The organism is Sporosarcina sp. FSL K6-2383, assembly GCF_038618305.1.
Taxonomy (GTDB): domain Bacteria; phylum Bacillota; class Bacilli; order Bacillales_A; family Planococcaceae; genus Sporosarcina.
The window spans coordinates 823,690-842,014 of record NZ_CP152017.1 but is presented as its reverse complement, the minus strand read 5'-3'; the positions used below and the strand labels follow the sequence as shown (position 1 = coordinate 842,014).

The following is an 18,325-nucleotide window of genomic DNA, read 5'->3' as shown; positions in this document are numbered from 1 at the left end:
AATAAGGAGTCTTCCGTTTTTACAGTAAGATATGGAGCAAAACAAAACCGAGAAAAATAAAAGCCATCGTATAATGAAACTTTCTTCGTATCCCTGTCGCTTTCTTTCTTCGCAATAACCCACTAAAAAGCAGAATCACCAACATGCTGGCCGCTAAAAATCCACTCATCGTTTTCAGCTTCAACAGATCATCCACATGGATTTTAATGATGATAAAAGCATGTACAATAATGAGTATCGTCGCAGTGACAGCAATCGCCACATGATATTTCATCATCTTGCGGGATAGCTTCGCAAACTTGACCTTAACCGCCCTCACCTTACTTTTTCGAATGAATAAGAAAACAAAGTACATATTGATATTTACCAAAAACAACACGAATGCAATATGAGCAAAAACTTTCCCCGTCAATATTGTATAAGAATCGAACCCCTGGTACAGCAAGCTCCATGTAATTAGCAACAAAACAGTAAGGACATTCACCGCCAGCCATCTAGCAATCATACAAACTGCCTTCTTTCACTTTACGTCGAATATATCACAGCTAAATCCTAGGTTAAACAGCAAATAAAAAGCGGAAGGCTCTTCAAATGAGGAGGCTTCCGTTTCTTCATCTCAATGATTTACTCTTCCTTTTCACAATTCAAATCCCAAACAAAACCAAATTTATCTCTCACTTTACCGAACTTTGCACCCCAGAACATCTCCTGAAGTTCCATCAGCACTTCACCCTCCGCGCGCAAACCATCGTATATACGCTGGGCTTCTTCCTCATTTTCACATTGAACTGTCAGTGATAGTCCATGCCTCCTGCTTTCCGGCTGTTTATCCACCGAATCTGCAAGCATGATTTGGAATTCGCCTTTTTGTAAGTGGCAATGTAACAGATAATCTGCCGCTTCCGGTGGTGAAGGGAAGTCCGCATCACCGTATTTTTGTATATTGCGTTGTTCCAACTCAAACACCTTCGCATAGAAATCAGCTGCTTCCTTGCCATGTCCATAAAACGTTAAATACGGTACCGCTGAACCTTTCATCTACATTCCCTCCCAGTAATTAACAACATCTAAACTTTGGGCTGGACATGCGTCCTGCGCTCTTATTCCTTACCTACACCTATGCACGCTCTTTATATTGTGAATCTACTGCATCATATAAGTTCGCTTTCGTAAGATATGGCTTGGGTACTTGCAGAGTGACAGTGACGACACCTGGATGGCGACCGATTTCAATTGAGCCCGTAATCGTAGCACGATTCATGATTTCCGGAACAGTTACACCGAACAATTTAGCTGCACGTGACAGACCGTTGTCTGTGGCTGCATTTAACGTTGATCCTGTGCCAACAATTGACAATGGCAATGATTCTTCAATTTCTTCCATTCCCCACTTTTTCGCTAGAGCGAGAGCGGATTGTTTCTCTGCTGCGGAAAGTGGCTTCGCCGTATAAGGTAAGTCCTCTTCATTCGGCAGTAATATCGGACCTTCCAGCTGGACACCTTTTAAAACATGGACTTGCAGATGAACAATGCCTGCAACATCCGCTGTATGGCCGGCAATTTCCCCGTCTCCTTGCATCGCGTGCATATCTCCCAAATACACCCCACCACCCGCTACTTTCACGGGACAGATAAGTGTTGCACCCGCACGCACTCGACTAATGTCCATATGACCGTCTGTCCGATGTTCGTCCAACTCCTCTTGAGTCACTGCATAATCATGTGGTGCACCGACTAGGAAAGAACCAAAATCGCCTGCGTTATGGGAATCCGGCAATTGCTTGGACGGTGTTGTACCAAGCTGCCCTAAAAACGGGCGCATACGTGCCACTGTTCCAACGAGATCATGCGGTGCAAATGTAACGATTGGATTTTGCTTAGAAGCTTCTGGCGTCCGCATATAATGACGACCATCGTGAGCAATTTTTTCCGCAGCCTCTTTCGAAACCGTAATACCCACATCGCCTGATTCATCAAATGTAATCGTATAGCCACTTGTGAAAACAAATGGCGTAATGTCTGTATCACAAGTTGCACAGCGAATTGCTTCCTGACCAATCCCCTTAATAACTGTTTCTGGATAAAGCGTTCCACATCCCGGGCACTTCACCGCCACAAACGGATCGCCCACAAAACGCCCTTCAACAGGTTGATCATTTCCAGACGCAGTCGCTATAGACGTAACATCGATTGTTTTGATTTTAATAACAATCGCATCGCCAACTTCCGCTCCCTCGACATAAACAGGTTTCGTAACTTCATGTCCACCTTTAATACAAGGCGTAATCATCGGTCCCCAACAACCTGGCGCAGTATTGGCGATAATATGCCCGCCATTCTTCACAGGACCAAGCATCTCTTTGGCAGGATCCAAAATTCCATCAATGAATGAATTCACAAAAAGCGTTTCGACGGCAGTCTTCATCTTCTAAACACTCCTTATTGTCTTTTTATTCCGAAATCTATTCTTCAAGTATAAATGATAGACATTTGGAGAACAACTTATCGACTAGTGACAGGTCTACTTACTATTCGTTTATTTCAATATCATTCTTCTACTGATTTTAAACAACCCGATTCTCCGGCTCTCGCCCTTCCAACACATCCATAATCGCCTGCCCATTCAACTTCATCATCCCAAGACGCGTTGTAATACTCGCACTACCAATATGCGGTAACACCGTGACATTCGGTAGTATCAACAACGGATTATCTTGTGGTACAGGCTCCGTTGTAAACACGTCAAGACCTGCTGCCCAAATGTCACCATTTTTCAAGGCATCGTAAAGCGCCACCTCATCGACAATGGCCCCGCGTGCGACATTAATAAGAACCGCCGTCTTTTTCATGAGCCCAAGTTCCCTTGCCCCAATCATTCCAACTGTTTCCGGCGTATATGGTGCAAGAATCACAACAAAATCTGCCTCTCCTAGCAGTGCATCCAATTCGACATATTCAAAACCATGCTCCACTTCCGCATCCATTTTCCGACTCCGATTGTGATATAAAATGCGCATATCAAACCCTTTGGCCCTGCGGGCTACCGCTTCACCAATCCGCCCCATACCAACAATTCCAAGCGTCGCGCCTCCCACGTCCATACCCGTATAACCCATCGGAGACCACGACGTCCAATTGCCCGTTCGCACATCATTTTCTGCCTCCATCAAACGACGCGCTGTTGCCAAAAGCAGTCCAAATGTCAAATCCGCTGTCGTTTCCGTCAACACACCTGGCGTATTGGTCACGATAATGCCTCGTTCCTTCGCTACCTCAAGATCAATATTGTTATGGCCAACCGCCAAGTTTGAAACGACTTTCAACTTCGGCGCCATTTCAAACAATTCACGATCGACGTTATCTGCCAAAACTGTCCAAAGTGCATCCACTTCCGCAACTTCTTGCAATAAAATATCACGCGGTACTGATTCACTCTCCGACTCCCACATCCGTACATCAAACTTTTCGCGGAGCGGCGCAAGTACTCCATCATCTAGTTTTCTTGTAATGAAGATTCTTTGTTTCATGTACATCCCCCTATTTTAATAATTTCCAATAGTGTAACATATAAAGAGATTTATCTTCATGACACAACAACTGACAATAAACATCATACCTGACCTTGAGCGAGGTGATTTTCATCATTAAATCCGTTTCCTTACAAATGCGTATATTTTTATATGGTGCTATTTTCGTTTCTTTACTAGCAATTATAATCGGTATTTCGTTCTACTTCACAATGTCCCAAGGCATTAAACAACAAATTGGACTGCGAGCACTCAGCATTGCAGAAACAACTGCGGATCGCCCTGATATTCGGGCTGGATTTGAACTGACGAATCCAGCGGAAGCATTACAACCAATCGCCGAAGCCCTTCGCCTACAAACAGGCGCTGAATATGTTGTCATCGGCAACACAGAAGGTACCCGTTATGCGCACCCTGTTGTTGAAAGGATTGGAAAAAAGATGGTTGGCGATGACAATGACCGTGCCCTTATTCTTGGTGAATCCTATATTTCAGAAGCTACAGGAACACTCGGGGCTGCCTTACGCGGTAAGGCACCCGTTTTCAATAACAACGGCGACATTATCGGCATCATTTCAGTCGGATTTTTGGAAGAAAATAATTCTACAATCTTCTTTCAATATGTTGATAACATTTCCTATATCGTCCTTATTGCTATTTTCATCGGAGTGATTTGTTCGAGCATCCTAGCACGTAATATAAAAAAAGAATTATTCAATCTTGAGCCTGCTGAAATCGCCAATTTATTCACTGAACGCAATGCACTCATTGAATCAGTTCGTGAAGGAATTATTATGGTAGATGCCAAGGGAATCATTACAACTGTCAATGTTGCTGCCTATGACACACTATCCTTACCTGACCAGGTTGACCTAATTGGTGTAACTATTCAGGAGGTACTGCCAAATTCTTTGCTGCCTAAAGTACTTGAAACTGGGGAACAGCATCTTGATCGACCCATGGAAATTCGCGGCAAAAAGGTCATCGTCAACCGGATTCCTATTCGGGTTGGGAAAAAAATTGTTGGTGCAGTGTCTACTTTCCGACTACAATCGGATATTGACCGTCTAGCGATGGAGTTATCACAAGTAAAACGCTATTCAGAAGCATTACGGGCACAGACCCATGAATACAATAATTTTTTATACACCATTTCAGGCCTTATTCAGCTTAACTCCTATGACGAGGCGTTGAGCCTCATCCATGATGAAACAGCTGAGCATCAGTCCCTTATTCAGTTTGTGACCAATCGCTTGCAGGATCCATTTCTCGGTGGAATTGTCATCGGTTTTTTCAATCGTGCAAAGGAGTTAAAAGTACGATTTATTCTGGATGAAGACAGTTTCCTTGCGAAATTACCACCGCATTTAGAAAAAAATCATTTCGTTTCCATCATCGGTAATTTAGTAACCAACGCTTTTGAAGCAGTCGAGTCTTATCCTGAGGACCAACGAATGGTTCGTATTCTTATTCTGGATAATGGAGAAGAAATATTGATGGAAATAGAGGATTCTGGACAAGGAATTGCGCTGAACACTCTTGAATATTTGTTTCAAAAAAGAGTGTCTACAAAAAATGATGAGGATCGAGGATATGGCCTTATAAAGGTTGCTGAAAATGTGAAGGACCTTGGGGGCTCCATCACGCTAGAAAAAGGTGACTTAGGCGGTGCGCTATTTATCATTTCTATACCAAAAGGGGGAATTTTGCATGACCGCTCCGATAGAGATTTTAATTATTGAAGATGACAAACGAGTTGCCGACATTCATCGACGTTTCATCGAGAAAATAGAGGGTTTTACAGTAGTCGGTTCTGCTCATACAGGCGAGGAAGCCAAAGATTGGGTGTCAGCCTTACAGCCAAACCTTGTGTTGTTAGATGTCTATTTACCTGACACACTTGGCACAGAACTCATGACATTTATTCATGAAAATAGTCCTGAAACCGATATTATTTTCATAACGGCGGCAGCAGAAATTGAAATCGTTAAAAGAGCATTCCGCCGCGGAGTTGTCGATTATATTTTGAAACCACTGACGTTCGACCGCTTCCAGGAAAGCCTGATGTCTTACAAAAGCAAACGGAAAACACTTGCTGGCGAAGGAACCATGCAAGAGGACTCTATCAAGCTTCTGTGGAATCAAACAGGCGCGGCTACACCGGCCACGGATTCTATTCCACCAAAAGGTATCGATCCAATTACAAAGGAAAAAGTAGTTCAACATATCAACAAAATCGAAGGGGGAATTACTGCTGAAACACTCGGAGTGGAAATTGGTGTTAGCCGCTCAACGGCAAGACGTTACCTAGAATATCTCGTCTCCGAGAAACAAGCATTTACGGAACTATTATATGGATCAGTTGGACGCCCTGAAAGAAGGTATTTTATAAAAAAACGGTAAACAGTATGAACAAAATGACGTTTACTTCCATTATCAAACTTATTCACATAAACATTGAATTCAGATAACCTTCTGATAAATTGATGACAGGCGTATGAAAACGCTGTCATCTTTTTTATTTTAAGGGGGAGTAGAGAATGAAGTGGAAGAAATTCACGACAATTGCAGCAACCAGTTTATTGGCACTAAGTCTTGCCGCATGTACTTCAAGTGGAGGGGGTAGTAGTAAAAATGAAAGTGATGGTACCGCTACTGCTGCTAAGGCTCCTGAATACCCAAAGAATAACATCACAATTGTTGCGCCTTCAGGGGCTGGCGGTGGCTGGGACTTAACTGCTCGAGCAATTGCAAAAACAATGGGCGAAACGAAGCTAGTCGATAAGTCCATTACCGTTGAAAACAAACCGGGTGGCGGTGGTGCTGTCTACATGGCAGAATACGCGACGAAAGAAGTCAAAAATGATCATGTCCTACTTGTTAAATCTCCACCTATCTTAATTAATCATAATAAGGCGGAAGGTAACAGTCCTTATGGCTATAAAGATACAACACCTTTGGCACAGTTAACGCGTGATTATGGAGCAATCGTTGTCAAAGCCGATTCACAGTTCAACACTTTAAAGGATGTATTGGAAGCTATTAAGGCAGATGCAACTACCGTCACTCTGGCTGGCGGATCAGCTCCAGGATCTATGGATCATCTTGTTGGCGTACTTCCTGCATTTAAATATGGCATTGATCCAAAAACGGTCAAGTATGTCTCTTATGATGGTGGTGGTGAAGCCATTGCCGCATTACTCGGTGGGAATGCAGATGTCATCGCAACTGACGCTTCTGCAATTGGATCGTATGTAAAATCTGGCGATGTCCGTGTCCTAGCTGTTAGTTCACTTGAAAGACTTGAAGGCGAATTAGCAGATGTCCCTACCTTCCAGGAAGAAGGAATTGACGCAGAGTTCACGATTTGGCGCGGTTTATTTGGCCCGAAGGACATGTCTGAAGCCGCTTTTAATTATTGGAATGACAATCTTAAAAAGATGGTTATGACAGATGAATGGACTGCTGAATTAGAGAAAAATGGTTGGGAGTATGAATATCGTGATTCTGCCGATTTCACTTCTTATTTAGAAGATCAGGATAAAGTCATCGTGGAATTGTTAACAGCACTTGGCATGCAAAAATAACTGCTAGTATAGGCGGCTTTAACGGCCGCCTTTTCTTTTAGGAGGTGGAAAAGACTATGAGTAAAACATTCGACCGATATGCCAGCATCGCCTTTTTATTGATAGGTCTTATTGTTGTTATAGAAAGTCAAAAAATCCCTGACAGTGCATATGGATCTGCCGTAGGGCCAAAAATATTTCCGATGTGGTTAGGCGCCATTCTACTTATTTTGAGCTTACGTTTACTATACGAAACTTTCAAATACAAATCTGAATCGGCAGCTAAAGAGAATTTTCAATATAAAAAGTTTGCCATCATTCTTATCGGCGCAGCTTTATACGCATTTACACTTGAAAAGCTTGGCTATGTCATTTCAACGTTCGGCTTCTTACTCATCGCCTTTCAAACAATGGAACGTGGTCGAATACTACAGTCCATCCTGATTGCACTCATATTTTCAGTTGGTATCTATTATTTATTTTCGGAATTTCTCGGCGGCTCGTTGCCCGGATTCCCTACATTTTAAGGAGAAAGGAGGAACTAAGCTATGAGTACATTGCAATTTTTAGCGGATGGATTCGCGATTGCTTTTCAATGGCAAAATCTATTATTTGCATTCGTCGGCGTCATCATCGGTACTGCTGTCGGTGTCTTACCTGGTATTGGGCCAATGAGCGGGGTTGCCCTTCTTATCCCAGTTACCGCAACCATCACCTCCGGCATGCCGACAAGTGCAGCAGCAGCCAGCTCTATTATTTTACTGGCCGGCGTCTATTACGGAGCCATGTATGGAGGCTCCACCACGTCTATATTGTTAAACACACCTGGTGAATCATCATCCGTCGTCACAACACTTGACGGCTATCAGATGGCGAGACAAGGACGCGCTGGTGCGGCATTAGCCATCTCGGCAATCGGCTCATTTTGCGCAGGTATTATTGCATTAATTGGTCTTGTCCTGTTAGCACAGCCACTATCCAATGTCGCCATTAAATTTGGTCCTGCTGAATATTTTTCTCTTATGCTATTAGGTTTAGCGGCAGTTAGTGGACTTGCCGGCAAGTCCATGACGAAAGCTTTAATGATGACAGTCTTCGGACTTATCCTCGGTACAATCGGCATCGATGCCGTTTCAGGAATTGCCCGCTTTACATACAATCAACCGATTCTTTTCTCTGGACTAGAATTTCTAACGATTGCCGTTGGGTTGTTTGCACTTGGTGAAGTGTTCAAAACCGTCTTAGAACGGGATGGTGAAGATGGAGCAATCGCAAAAATCAATCGAATTATGCCTACAAAACAAGATATGAAGGATAGTGCTGTTCCCATCGTACGAGGCTCTCTACTCGGATTTTTCATCGGAGTTCTTCCAGGTGCCGGCGCAACACTCGCTTCTTTCTTCTCTTATATGACGGAAAAGAAGTTCAGTAAAAACCCTGAAAGCTTCGGAACAGGTAACATCGCCGGTGTCGCCGGCCCCGAATCCGCCAATAACGCAGCTTCTGGTGGTGCTATGATTCCCTTGCTAACATTAGGGATTCCAGGCTCGGGTACAACAGCCATTCTGATGGGCGCACTAATTATGTACAACATCCAGCCAGGTCCCCTTCTCTTTGATGAACACCCTGAAGTCGCTTGGGGACTGATTGCAAGTATGTTTATCGGGAACTTAATGCTGTTAGTACTCAATATGCCACTCGTGCGTGTGTTTGCGAAGGTTATTCAAACACCAAAGAAATACCTATTACCAATCATTGTTGCTATTTCTTTTTTTGGCGTATATGCCGTCCAATACACCATTTTCGATTTATATTTGCTACTCGGATGTGGCGTAGCCGGTTATTTATTGTCCAAAAATGATTATCCTGTCGCTCCGCTCGTTTTGGCGCTCGTTCTAGGGCCGATGATTGAAAACAACATGCGCCGTGCACTGACGATTTCAAATGGCGAATTCAGTATCTTCTTCACGAAGCCGCTATCACTCGTATTTATCATCGCTGCGGCGGCATGGTTACTTATTCCGTTGTTGCTGAAACTAAAAGGGCGCGCAGTTGTTGTGGAAGAGGAAGGTTAATAGTTGAATGTAAAAAGGCATTATCCACTCCATCATTTCGAGTGAATAATGCCTTTCTCTTTTTACTCCGGTAGCGCCTCATCCACCAATATAACTCATACCAATCTTCTTACGATTTTTCGCCGTTTGCACAGTTTGTTCGGTACGTTCATCCGAATAGCGGTCCCCCCGGCCCTGCCAAACACCCGTAATTGCATCAAGCAATTCCGCATCCGACAATCCACTGCGAATCAATTCCCGTAAATCAAATCCATCTGAAGCAAACAAACACGTATACAATTTACCATCCGATGACAGCCTTGCCCGTGTACATGTTGAACAGAACGATTCCGACACAGATGTGATAAAACCAACCTGAGCTCCATTATCCGTATAACGATAACGTTTTGCAACTTCACCATAATAATCCTGATCTGCCGGCTCCATATTATGTTCAGCTTTCAGCATTTCATAAATCTCTTTTTTCGTGACCACTTTTTCAAAGCTCCAGCCATTGTCATTCCCCACATCCATAAACTCGATGAAACGCAATGTAATGCCACGCTCTTTAAAATAAGCCGCCATCGGAAGAATTTCACCCTCATTGACGCCTTTTTGAACGACCATATTGACTTTAATTTCAAAACCAATTTTTTGTGCATAATCGATATTGGAAAGAATGAGCTCCGGTTTAATGCCCCGCCCGTTTAATTTGCCGAAAATCTCCGGGTCTAATGCGTCAAGGCTCATATTCAAACGGCGAAGACCTGCATCATACAAAGGCTTTGCATATTGTTTCAGCAACACGCCATTCGTCGTCAATCCGATATCCTCAATACCTTCAATCCCCATTAGCTTCGCAATCAATTCAGGTAGATCACGGCGCATTAACGGTTCACCGCCTGTTAAACGAAGCTTCTTAACGCCCAACGAAGCAAATAGACGTGAAAACCGTTCAATTTCTTCAAACGATAGCAATTCTTTTTTCGGTAGAAACACATAATCATCACCGAATATTTCCTTCGGCATGCAATAAGAACATCTGAAGTTACAGCGGTCTGTTACCGATATTCGGAGATCCCGAATCGGTCTTCCCAGCTTATCTACGATTGCTTCCATACGCTCAGTTCCTTTCCAATACCTCAGGTGTATTCACATTTGTAAACACTCGTTTTTCATCGTCAGTCAATAAACCGCCATCTATCCACCTAACGCCACTACTCGCAAGAACAGGTAGAACGCGTAATTGCTCGTTTTCCAAAGCATCTTGGAGATTGTCTTTCACACTGTAATCCCAAATAGAAACCAGTGGATGCTGCCGTCCATCTACCACGACCGAAGTTACACCTTGTTCATGTTGTAACAATAACTTCCCAATAACCGTTTCATCGACATATGGCATATCGCAAGGCAACACGATATAGCGGTCCGCTTCCACAGATTCCATCGCAGACAGGATCCCTGCAAGCGGACCGAGTCCCATATAATCCATTATATCAGTTATTGCTTTTATATCTTTAGGAAAACACTTCAAAAGCTCCTGCCTTGTCACGATAATTACTTCGTCACAATGCGCTTTCAATGCTTCCTTAGCAAGCTCATAAAAATACCGCTCACCCAGCTTGGCAAACGCTTTCGGAGAACCAAATCGTCGAGAAAGTCCGCCCGCCAGAATGATACCAACCGTCTTCATCATCCGCCACTCACTGGGGGAATAAATGCGCAAATATCACCCGATTGGATAACATCTTCCTTCAAGGCGTACTCTTCATTGACCGCGACATGCATCGTATCCTTACCAAAACCCGGGTAAGTCGCCTCTGCCCAATCCAACAACTCACTAACTGTCATCGTTTGTTGTTCAATTGTTTCTTCCGCCTTGCCCGTCAATTCACGTAATCTTGCAAAATAGTTTACTTTGATCACTGCTCTGCACTCCCCTTTTCAGGATATTTTTTCTGCCCGCCAATCCACTCTTCGCCGTCTTCCCAAATTTCTTTTTTCCAAATAGGCACGACTTCCTTAATGCGTTCAATGGCATATTCATTCGCTTCATAAGCTGCTTTTCGGTGTGGAGAAGATACGGCAATCAGTACAGCGATATCCGAAATATGCATCTCACCAATTCGATGCGCAATCGCGACTTTCACGCCTGGCCACTTCGCTTCCATTTCAGCACCAATTTGCGCCAGCTTCTTTTCCGCCATCGGAACGTATGCCTCATATGCTAAATATAATGTACGCACTCCATGTGTCCATTCCCTCACATGCCCCGTAAATACAGTGACAGCACCAGCACCCGCATGGAGTACATAATCCGTATACTTCTGTGTTTCAATCGGTTTTTCTACAATCTCAAACGGTTTCATTGCCGTCCTCCTCTATCCATTCCAATAACCAGCGGTCTAGTTGTCCAACAGCCGTTCTTGATGCAATTTGCCTGCTACCTGCTATAATTTCTGGACAGCCCACAACCAGCTGAATGCCTGACAAGCTCCCCAAGGACCCCCAATCTTCCGCATTCCTTAACAGCACCACTTTATTCCCTTGTTGTTCCTTATACCCTTCTACAAGCAAAATATTCGGACGCCTAATTGCCGCCATTTCTTTCAACTCCATAAACCCCGGCTCTTCATTGACCAGCAATTGAACTGCACCGCCGCCCGCAACGACCGATACATCTGCTCCGCTGTTGAAAAACTGCATCGTATCCGTCGAAGCATCCGGCATGGCAGGTTGTCCACCGTGGCCATGATGCTTCAACACCGCAACCGTCAATCCCTGTTCTTTCAATAAACGAACCCATCTCGCAACGAGTGTCGTTTTGCCACTATTTTTAAAGCCTACGATATGAAGTGTCTTCATAGTACCCACTCACCAACACCTTGCTCAGCTCCAAGTAACAAAATATCGACTTCCGTACCAATCACAAAACCGCGCGTTCCACTCGGCAAGACCATTAGGCAATTCCCTTTTGCGATAGAGGACACCGCATTTGATTTATTAAAACCAGCAGGCACTGCAACCATTCCTTCTGGCGTCATGTCCCATATTGCACGAACAAAGCGAGTAAACGGATTTGGTTTCAAGAAATCTTCACCGAGCTTCGCCCTCATACGTGGCATATATGGAGCCGTTCCACCCATCATCCCAATAATTGCCGGTCGCGCGAACAACTCAAACCCTGTGAAACAAGCCGAAGGATTCCCCGACAAGCCAAACAACAGCTGATTGCCAAGCACCGCCACCGTAGTCACACTACCCGGTCGCATCGCCACCTTGTTGAATAAAACTTCGGCTCCCAGACGCTCATAAATCGCAGGTAAATAATCATAATCCCCAACCGAAACGCCGCCCGTCGTAATGAGGACATCCGTCTCAGCAAGTGCTTGTTCAACGATTACCGTGCAAGCATCTAAATCATCCGCCTGCATACCGTAAGACCGATAACGTATGTCCATCCGGTCCAACTGTGCCGCAATCATCGGACCGTTTGAATTACGAATTTTGCCAGGTGCTAGTTGTTCATCCACAGCCAGCAGCTCTGTCCCTGTCGATAAAATTCCAACAATCGGACGTTTAGCCACTTCAACATTGGCATATCCAAACGTCGCCAACAATGCAACAGTCCCGGGATGAATGACCGTCCCCGCTTCTATTAACAGTTCGCCCTCTGTTGCGTCTTCACCTTTGAAGGAAATATTTTCACCAGGACTAAACGGTTTTCGTAATGTAAAGCCATCTACTTGCTCAACAGTTTGCTCCAACATAACAACCGCATCTGCATTTTTAGGAATCGGTGCCCCTGTCATGATTCGGTATGCCTCACCCTTACCAATCTCTTGGTCTGCCACATAGCCAGCCCCGATTTCACCAATTACATTGAACTTAACTCGATTGTCTCCAGCTGCACCTAGCGTATCTTGTGCACGAACTGCAAAGCCATCATACGGCGATCGGTTAAAGGATGGTACATCATGCTGGGCAATGATGGGTTGTGCGAGAATTCTTCCATATGCATGTTCAAGAGGAACCATTTCTGTCCCGATAATATGTATATGTTCCATCACAAGCTGAACTGCCTCTGCCACCGGAATTGGTTTTCTCATTTCCACCATGCTAATCCCTCACATTCTTCTGGTATACTAACATTATATTGTCCGAAAGGAATGAATCCATTGTCTGAACTCACACATTTTAACGAACAAGGACGCGCAAAAATGGTCGATGTGTCCGATAAAGCCGAAACCATCAGAACAGCAATCGCAGCATCCTCGATTGTCGTCAATGAAACTATCCATTCTCAAATTACAGAAGGGACGAATAAGAAAGGCGATGTATTCGCAGTTGCCCAAGTGGCAGCAATTATGGCGGCAAAAAACACATCAGCAATTATCCCGATGTGCCATCCGATTCCTTTAACAGGTGTCGACATTCGCTTCGAATGGAACATCGTCGAAGCAACCGCACACTACGAGGTATTGATTCAAGCTGAAGCGAAAACAAAAGGTGTAACAGGTGTCGAAATGGAGGCATTGATCGCCGCTTCTGCTGCTGCACTCACCATTTACGATATGTGCAAAGCTGCTGGTAAAGAGATGGTCATCGGACCGACCATGCTTATTCAAAAAACTGGCGGCAAAAATGGTGACTACCATCGACAACTATAAGGATGCGTAAAGCATCCTTTTTTACTCATCTAAATGCTTCGTCAATTCGTGAACAATGTGATGTAGCTCAGGCACAACCAATTTATCCATTGCTAACTCAACCGCCTTTTCCGAACCAGGAAGTGCAAATACCACTTTTTCTTTCACAGTCCCTGCAATTGCCCTGCTCAGCAGCGCCTTCGATCCTACATCCTCTGTATAGCTCAAATAACGGAACAATTCTCCAAACCCGTCAAGTGTTTTTGTAAAATAAGGCGTCAGCGTTTCAACCGTGACGTCACGGAAACCAATACCTGTTCCACCCGTCGTGATAATGGCGTTGACATTTGGATTTCTCAACCACTCCTCCAGTATCGACTCAATTTCCATTTTATCGTCCTGGCATATCCATGTTTCAAAAATTTTATGACCCGCTGCTTCTAGCTTTGTCCTGATTGTCCATCCACTTCGGTCATTCGCAATATTACGTGTGTCACTAATCGTCAACACACAGCAAATCAACTGTTTCTCTTCATTATGTACATTCGACAAAAGACTTCCCCCCACTTCATCCAAAAAATTGATGGTACAGTTTGCGGCCAATCTTCATATCCTTCAATCCGTGAATTAACAACCTTCCATTGCCGAATAAAATACAGCGATAACCACTCGCATGAAATTCCACAAAAAAAGGAGTTACTTTATAAGATGTACCTAAACGTTTAGCAACTTGTTCTCCATCTGCTATCGTCAAAGGACGCCCACTATCAGGAATAATTTGTACCGTATCCCGACCACATAGCACAGCATAGCCAGTTCCTTCTGGACGATGTAACGTTGGGTATGTCGGTGCTTTCCCACACGTCTCACATACTTCGCTACGCATTCGGGAAATCCCTGCCTCTACATGCGTATTGTTCCAAACATCAAAATGATAGACTTTCGTGCGCATGGCCTCTACATTCCCAGTTAGCCATTTTAATGCCTCCGCACTTTGATGTGCAGCAGTAATTTGGACTGCCGGTGCAATAATCCCAGCTGTATCACATGTTTCATTCACCGATGGCAATACCGGAAGCAAGCACCGGAAGCAAGCAGAATTTCCTGGAATGAATGGGAAAACCGTACCTGAGCTGCCGACACATGCCCCGTAAATCCAAGGGATGTCCCTTTTCCATGCAATATCATTCATCAGAAGACGTGTTTCGAAATTATCTGTGGCATCCATAATTAAATCTGCATCTTGTGTGAGATTCTCCACCAGTGGACCATCAATATGATCAAGCACCGTTACGATATCAACGTCTTGCCGAATAGCCTTCAACCTTTTTTCAGCTGCCACCACCTTCGGTACACCATCACGCGCATCTTGCTCAACAAATAACTGCTGTCTTTGTAAATTTGTCGACTCCACATAGTCTCGGTCCGCAATCGTCAATCTACCAACACCAGCTCGGACAAGCGTCTCTGAAATAGCTGATCCCAACGCACCACAACCAATGATGACGACATGTGCTGAACTTAACTTGTCTTGCCCACTCTGTCCAACAGGTTTAAATAGGATTTGTCTTGAATAGCGATTGTCCAAAGTTTCACCACTTTTCATTATCAATTACGCCGGAGGCTTTATTTTCAATCAGTGGGCGTTTGGACACCCACTGATTGAAAATAAAATGAAGCGAGGGCTTCCGGTCAATTTGACCGGCTGCCCTCTTCGTTTGGAGGTGTTATATCACTGAACGATCCTACATATCGGGTTGGTTCTCCAGAATCATCTGTCACCGTGTTAATCGACAACAGTTGCAAATAGTCCTCACCGTTTTTCTTTTTATTCCAAACCTTACCGTGCCACTCGCCTTTAAGACCAATCTGTCCCCACATCGTTGTGTAAAATTCTGTTGATTGTCTACCTGAGCTTAATACATTAGGACTTCTTCCGATAACTTCCTCTTCCGTATAACCCGTTAGTTTCGTGAAGGCAGGATTGATCATTTCAATTTTCCCTGCTGAATCTGTTACAAGAATCCCTTGTCCAGTTGAATTAAACACTTCCGCAGCCGTCGATACGCGATCCATATAATAGAGCCAAACGACAAGCACTAGACTGGCAAGTGCCACTTGAGAAAATGCCATAAAACCAATTGAATAAGATCCTGTCAATGTAAAGATGGCAGATAATAATAATGGTGGAAAAAATCCACCTAAACCGCCCATCATAGATACAACTCCGTTGGCAATCCCTGCTTGCTTATTGAAATAGAAAGGCACTAGTTTAAAGATAACCCCGTTCCCAATTCCAGCAGAAGTCGCAATCAGCATACTTGCAATTGTATACAACAGAATTGACGGTGAAAATGCGAGTAAAAATGATGCAAATGTTAAGACTGAAAAAACACCCATTAACAGAAACAGTGGTTGGAATTTATCTGCAAGCCATCCGCCAACCGGGCGAAGGAATGTCGCCACCACAATGAATCCAGCTGTCCGCATCCCAGCATCCACTTTATCTAGCTCGAAAAAAGTCACCAAAAAGTTTGGCAAAAATATCGTAAAGGCCACGAACGAACCAAACGTAATGAAATAGAATAACGAGAAGAACCATAGCTTCTCATTTTTATAGACTCCTTTAATTTGCTCTACAATAGGTGTTTTCACTTTCACTTCTTTACGATCACCAAATATGAAGTTTAATGCCGCAAAAACCAATAGTATAATCAGATAAAATTTAACAGTCATCGACCAACCCACTTGTGTAGCAATGACTGGTGCTGCGAATGTGGATATCGCCGTCCCCACATTCCCCATCCCATAAATCCCGTTGACAAGACCATGCTTTTCTTTCGGATAATACTTCGGTAATGATGTAACCCCAACAGAAAACACAGCTCCACCGATACCCAGTAACGTTCCACCAATAATTAAATCTGAAAACGATGACGCCTCACTTATGTAGAACACTGGAAATAACAATAGTATGAAACTTACTAAAAAGATTACTCTGGCACCAAATACATTTGCATAGTAGCCTAACGGTATTCTAAGGATAGACCCTAACACCACTGGTACAGCCGTTACAATTGCAAGCTTTTCCGCTGGAATTGCAATATCTTCTGTAATGAATGGCAACAGTGAAGATATAAGTACCCATACCATGAAACCGACTACTAAGTTCGCCGTCTGTAACGGCAACTGCGCTTTTTTAATCATCCCAATCAGTCCAATCCTAATTAATTGCTAATGCTATAACTCGATTGTAACGACTGCAATTCTTAAAAACTATCGGGTTCTCCCTCTAAAGCGCTAGGGAAATCCCTAACCACTATCCTTTGTCACAGAATAGACGTATAAAGCTGCTCGTAAAGCTTGTCCTGCTCTTCAATTCGTAAAATATTATTGACCATCGGGAACAGAATCGACTCTTCCTTCACAAAATGGACCGTAATCACTTCGAAGGCCTCTCCCGCGTCCTTAACGACATCTTTCATGTCCTGCATCGTCATATCGCTTAAATCCCCGCGAGTATGATGCAGGAAATGACCAATATACGCATCAATTTCTTCATGCTCTTCTTCAGTTGCATTGACAGGACCCTGTTCAGTGCCTACGTACTTAGCTAGTAAGGGAAAAAGGAACTCCTCCTCCTTCTCTGTATGATTCTTCAACGGATCAATAAACTCAATTATCAGCCTTCGAAGAGTCTGTAACGCCTCGTGCCCTTCTTCAAGCGTGTACATATCACGCTCAAAAGCAAGGACAATTAAATGCCAATCTTCCATTACATGCAACAAATAATTATGCTCATTTTCAAGTACACGCAATGCGGGTAAATCAAATTTGAACTTCTTCTCTTTTACCACCGATTCCGCACCTCACCTTTAAAAGTTTAAAAACTTTTTCTTTAATGCATATTCAACGAGTTCAGGACGGCTTTTCAGCTGAAGCTTTTCCATAATTTTAGACTTATGAGCTTCCACTGTTTTAACCGATATATACAATTTTTCGGCAATTTCTTTATTGCCATACCCTTTTGCCACAAGTGGTAAAACTTCTATTTCACGTTTCGATAGAATTTTATAGGGATCTGTTTCGATACCATCGCCATCTTTTTTAACAAACTCCCTAACAAGTGAAGTCGCCATCGTTGGATGAATGTATGTCCCACCCTCATAAACAATACGAATGGCATCAAATAATTCTTCGTCAGGTGAATTCTTCAGGACATAGCCTGATGCACCATTTTTTAAGACGTGAAATAAATATTCCTCATCGTCATACATTGTCAAAATAAGAATTTTAGTTTCCGGAAAATCCTCTTTAATTTTTCCCGTCGCAATAAGACCACTTTCCCCAGGAGGCATACTTAAATCCATTAGTAGCAAATCAGGACGATGCTTAGCGACTAAACTATATGCTTCCAAGCCATCTGCAGCAGTTGCCACGACTTCCATATCATCTTGAAAGTTTAAAATATGCATAAACCCACTACGAACGACTGCGTGATCATCTGCAATTATAATTTTCAACTTTTG

21 protein-coding genes are annotated in these 18,325 nt (G+C 43.6%); 6 read left to right on the top strand and 15 right to left on the bottom strand.

Annotation, left to right across the window (positions count from 1 at the left end):
• Positions 1–19: 19 nt before the first annotated feature.
• From MKZ10_RS04445 to MKZ10_RS04430, 4 genes are all read right to left on the bottom strand, one after another.
• Complete coding sequence (locus MKZ10_RS04445; RefSeq protein WP_342508243.1) at positions 20–505, bottom strand: hypothetical protein; 486 nt, start codon at positions 503–505, stop codon at positions 20–22.
• A 119-nt stretch (positions 506–624) separates the two neighbouring features.
• A complete protein-coding gene (locus MKZ10_RS04440) occupies positions 625–1,038 on the bottom strand; it encodes a VOC family protein (protein ID WP_342508241.1) in 414 nt (137 codons plus the stop codon).
• A gap of 79 nt (positions 1,039–1,117) precedes the next feature.
• Complete coding sequence (locus MKZ10_RS04435; RefSeq protein ID WP_342508239.1) at positions 1,118–2,425, bottom strand: acetamidase/formamidase family protein; 1,308 nt, start codon at positions 2,423–2,425, stop codon at positions 1,118–1,120.
• A 139-nt stretch (positions 2,426–2,564) separates the two neighbouring features.
• Complete coding sequence (locus MKZ10_RS04430) at positions 2,565–3,527, bottom strand: D-glycerate dehydrogenase (RefSeq protein WP_342508237.1); 963 nt, start codon at positions 3,525–3,527, stop codon at positions 2,565–2,567.
• A 104-nt stretch (positions 3,528–3,631) separates the two neighbouring features.
• Between MKZ10_RS04430 and MKZ10_RS04425 the strand changes: the two genes are divergently transcribed.
• From MKZ10_RS04425 to MKZ10_RS04405, 5 genes are all read left to right on the top strand, one after another.
• The gene (locus MKZ10_RS04425; RefSeq protein ID WP_342510008.1) at positions 3,632–5,269 is read left to right on the top strand and encodes a sensor histidine kinase; all 1,638 of its coding nucleotides are present in this window, start codon (positions 3,632–3,634) and stop codon (positions 5,267–5,269) included.
• Positions 5,238–5,930, top strand: coding sequence for a response regulator (locus tag MKZ10_RS04420; RefSeq protein WP_342508236.1), 693 nt, complete (start codon positions 5,238–5,240; stop codon positions 5,928–5,930). The genes MKZ10_RS04425 and MKZ10_RS04420 overlap by 32 nt, the downstream gene beginning before the upstream one ends.
• 137 nt (positions 5,931–6,067) lie before the next feature.
• On the top strand, positions 6,068–7,114 hold the full coding sequence (locus MKZ10_RS04415; protein WP_342508234.1) for a tripartite tricarboxylate transporter substrate-binding protein: 1,047 nt from the start codon (positions 6,068–6,070) through the stop codon (positions 7,112–7,114).
• A gap of 56 nt (positions 7,115–7,170) precedes the next feature.
• Positions 7,171–7,620: a tripartite tricarboxylate transporter TctB family protein gene (locus MKZ10_RS04410; protein ID WP_342508233.1), complete on the top strand. Its 450-nt coding sequence runs from the start codon at positions 7,171–7,173 to the stop codon at positions 7,618–7,620.
• A 21-nt stretch (positions 7,621–7,641) separates the two neighbouring features.
• Entirely contained in the window at positions 7,642–9,168 is a 1,527-nt protein-coding gene (locus MKZ10_RS04405) for a tripartite tricarboxylate transporter permease (protein ID WP_342508231.1), read from the top strand.
• 78 nt (positions 9,169–9,246) lie between these two features.
• Here MKZ10_RS04405 and moaA read toward each other — a convergent pair whose 3' ends face one another.
• Genes moaA through glp form a run of 6 tightly spaced genes read right to left on the bottom strand, consistent with a single transcriptional unit; the run spans position 9,247 to position 13,265 of the window.
• Positions 9,247–10,266 carry a GTP 3',8-cyclase MoaA gene (gene moaA / locus MKZ10_RS04400; RefSeq protein ID WP_342508229.1) on the bottom strand — a complete coding sequence of 340 codons (1,020 nt, stop codon included), beginning with the start codon at positions 10,264–10,266 and terminating at the stop codon, positions 9,247–9,249.
• Positions 10,267–10,270: 4 nt separating this feature from the next.
• The gene (locus tag MKZ10_RS04395) at positions 10,271–10,843 is read right to left on the bottom strand and encodes a molybdenum cofactor guanylyltransferase (RefSeq protein WP_342508227.1); all 573 of its coding nucleotides are present in this window, start codon (positions 10,841–10,843) and stop codon (positions 10,271–10,273) included.
• Positions 10,840–11,073: a molybdopterin converting factor subunit 1 gene (gene moaD, locus MKZ10_RS04390; RefSeq protein WP_342508225.1), complete on the bottom strand. Its 234-nt coding sequence runs from the start codon at positions 11,071–11,073 to the stop codon at positions 10,840–10,842. The genes MKZ10_RS04395 and moaD overlap by 4 nt, the downstream gene beginning before the upstream one ends.
• Positions 11,070–11,516 (bottom strand): molybdenum cofactor biosynthesis protein MoaE, encoded by a 447-nt coding sequence (locus MKZ10_RS04385; RefSeq protein WP_342508223.1) that lies wholly within the window; start codon positions 11,514–11,516, stop codon positions 11,070–11,072. The genes moaD and MKZ10_RS04385 overlap by 4 nt, the downstream gene beginning before the upstream one ends.
• The gene (gene mobB, locus MKZ10_RS04380) at positions 11,503–12,012 is read right to left on the bottom strand and encodes a molybdopterin-guanine dinucleotide biosynthesis protein B (RefSeq protein ID WP_342508221.1); all 510 of its coding nucleotides are present in this window, start codon (positions 12,010–12,012) and stop codon (positions 11,503–11,505) included. Before mobB ends, MKZ10_RS04385 begins: the two co-directional genes overlap by 14 nt.
• Positions 12,009–13,265: a gephyrin-like molybdotransferase Glp gene (glp, locus tag MKZ10_RS04375; RefSeq protein WP_342508219.1), complete on the bottom strand. Its 1,257-nt coding sequence runs from the start codon at positions 13,263–13,265 to the stop codon at positions 12,009–12,011. Before glp ends, mobB begins: the two co-directional genes overlap by 4 nt.
• Positions 13,266–13,325: 60 nt before the next feature.
• Between glp and moaC the strand changes: the two genes are divergently transcribed.
• Positions 13,326–13,817: a cyclic pyranopterin monophosphate synthase MoaC gene (moaC, locus tag MKZ10_RS04370; RefSeq protein WP_342508217.1), complete on the top strand. Its 492-nt coding sequence runs from the start codon at positions 13,326–13,328 to the stop codon at positions 13,815–13,817.
• 21 nt (positions 13,818–13,838) lie between these two features.
• On the opposite strand, the gene MKZ10_RS04365 is transcribed toward moaC, so the two are convergent.
• From MKZ10_RS04365 to MKZ10_RS04345, 5 genes are all read right to left on the bottom strand, one after another.
• A complete protein-coding gene (locus MKZ10_RS04365) occupies positions 13,839–14,348 on the bottom strand; it encodes a MogA/MoaB family molybdenum cofactor biosynthesis protein (protein ID WP_342508216.1) in 510 nt (169 codons plus the stop codon).
• Between the two features lie 16 nt (positions 14,349–14,364).
• Positions 14,365–15,384: a ThiF family adenylyltransferase gene (locus MKZ10_RS04360; protein WP_342510006.1), complete on the bottom strand. Its 1,020-nt coding sequence runs from the start codon at positions 15,382–15,384 to the stop codon at positions 14,365–14,367.
• A 104-nt stretch (positions 15,385–15,488) separates the two neighbouring features.
• Positions 15,489–17,003, bottom strand: coding sequence for an MFS transporter (locus tag MKZ10_RS04355; protein WP_342508214.1), 1,515 nt, complete (start codon positions 17,001–17,003; stop codon positions 15,489–15,491).
• A 122-nt stretch (positions 17,004–17,125) separates the two neighbouring features.
• A complete protein-coding gene (locus MKZ10_RS04350; RefSeq protein WP_342508212.1) occupies positions 17,126–17,653 on the bottom strand; it encodes a hemerythrin domain-containing protein in 528 nt (175 codons plus the stop codon).
• Between the two features lie 18 nt (positions 17,654–17,671).
• Complete coding sequence (locus MKZ10_RS04345) at positions 17,672–18,319, bottom strand: response regulator transcription factor (protein WP_342508210.1); 648 nt, start codon at positions 18,317–18,319, stop codon at positions 17,672–17,674.
• Positions 18,320–18,325: the final 6 nt, after the last annotated feature.

Bases quoted from the DNA above. Each gene is read 5' to 3' on its own strand.
- MKZ10_RS04445 (WP_342508243.1), bottom strand. From the start codon at position 505: ATGATTGCTAGATGGCTGGCGGTGAATGTCCTTACTGTTTTGTTGCTA.
- MKZ10_RS04440 (WP_342508241.1), bottom strand. From the start codon at position 1,038: ATGAAAGGTTCAGCGGTACCGTATTTAACGTTTTATGGACATGGCAAG.
- MKZ10_RS04435 (WP_342508239.1), bottom strand. From the start codon at position 2,425: ATGAAGACTGCCGTCGAAACGCTTTTTGTGAATTCATTCATTGATGGA.
- MKZ10_RS04430 (WP_342508237.1), bottom strand. From the start codon at position 3,527: ATGAAACAAAGAATCTTCATTACAAGAAAACTAGATGATGGAGTACTT.
- MKZ10_RS04420 (WP_342508236.1), top strand. From the start codon at position 5,238: ATGACCGCTCCGATAGAGATTTTAATTATTGAAGATGACAAACGAGTT.
- MKZ10_RS04415 (WP_342508234.1), top strand. From the start codon at position 6,068: ATGAAGTGGAAGAAATTCACGACAATTGCAGCAACCAGTTTATTGGCA.
- MKZ10_RS04410 (WP_342508233.1), top strand. From the start codon at position 7,171: ATGAGTAAAACATTCGACCGATATGCCAGCATCGCCTTTTTATTGATA.
- MKZ10_RS04405 (WP_342508231.1), top strand. From the start codon at position 7,642: ATGAGTACATTGCAATTTTTAGCGGATGGATTCGCGATTGCTTTTCAA.
- moaA (WP_342508229.1), bottom strand. From the start codon at position 10,266: ATGGAAGCAATCGTAGATAAGCTGGGAAGACCGATTCGGGATCTCCGA.
- MKZ10_RS04395 (WP_342508227.1), bottom strand. From the start codon at position 10,843: ATGATGAAGACGGTTGGTATCATTCTGGCGGGCGGACTTTCTCGACGA.
- MKZ10_RS04385 (WP_342508223.1), bottom strand. From the start codon at position 11,516: ATGAAACCGTTTGAGATTGTAGAAAAACCGATTGAAACACAGAAGTAT.
- mobB (WP_342508221.1), bottom strand. From the start codon at position 12,012: ATGAAGACACTTCATATCGTAGGCTTTAAAAATAGTGGCAAAACGACA.
- glp (WP_342508219.1), bottom strand. From the start codon at position 13,265: ATGGTGGAAATGAGAAAACCAATTCCGGTGGCAGAGGCAGTTCAGCTT.
- MKZ10_RS04355 (WP_342508214.1), bottom strand. From the start codon at position 17,003: ATGATTAAAAAAGCGCAGTTGCCGTTACAGACGGCGAACTTAGTAGTC.